Annotated in this window: 1 protein-coding gene; it reads left to right on the plus strand. The window is 62.3% G+C overall.

What is annotated here, in order from left to right:
* Positions 1-803: APC family permease (locus tag AB4Y43_RS40450; protein WP_368730287.1), on the plus strand; the 803-nt coding region annotated here is incomplete at both ends.

The following is an 803-nucleotide window of genomic DNA, read 5'->3' on the forward strand; positions in this document are numbered from 1 at the left end:
CTCTGCGCGCTCGTGATCTACGTGCTGCTGCAGGTCGCCTATATCGGCGCGGTCAATCCGGCCGACGTCGCGAAGGGCTGGAACACGTTCAACTTCAAGTCGCCGTTCGCGGAACTCGCGATCGCGCTGAACCTGAACTGGCTCGCGATCCTGCTCTACGTCGACGCGTTCGTGAGCCCGAGCGGCACCGGTACGACCTACATGGCGACGACCTCGCGCATGATCTACGCGATGGAGCGCAACAACACGATGCCGAAGATGTTCGGCAACGTGCACCCGTTCTACGGCGTGCCGCGCAACGCAATGTGGTTCAACCTGCTCGTGTCGTTCATCTTCATGTTCTTCTTCCGCGGCTGGAGTTCGCTCGCGGCGGTGATCTCGGTGGCGACGGTGATTTCGTACCTCACGGGTCCGATCAGCCTGATGGCGCTCAAGCGCGCCGCCACGGACATCGAGCGCCCGCTCTCCGTGCCGTTCATGAAAGTGATCGCGCCGTTCGCATTCGTGTGCGCATCGATGATCCTGTACTGGGCGAAGTGGCCGCTGACCGGCGAAATCATTCTGCTGATGGTCGTCGCGCTGCCGGTGTACTTCTACTTCCAGAGCAAGCAGGGCTTTGACGGCTGGGGCCAGGATCTGAAGGCCGCATGGTGGCTGTGTGCGTACCTGCCGATCATGGCGCTGCTCTCGCTCGTCGGCAGCAAGCAGTTCGGCGGCGCCGGTCTGCTTCCGTACGGCTGGGACATGCTGGTCGTCGCGCTGGTCTCGCTCGTGTTCTATTACTGGGGCGTGAATTCGGGCTA

Source organism: Paraburkholderia sp. BR10872 (assembly GCF_040965835.1).
Taxonomy (GTDB): Bacteria; Pseudomonadota; Gammaproteobacteria; order Burkholderiales; family Burkholderiaceae; genus Paraburkholderia; species Paraburkholderia nodosa_A.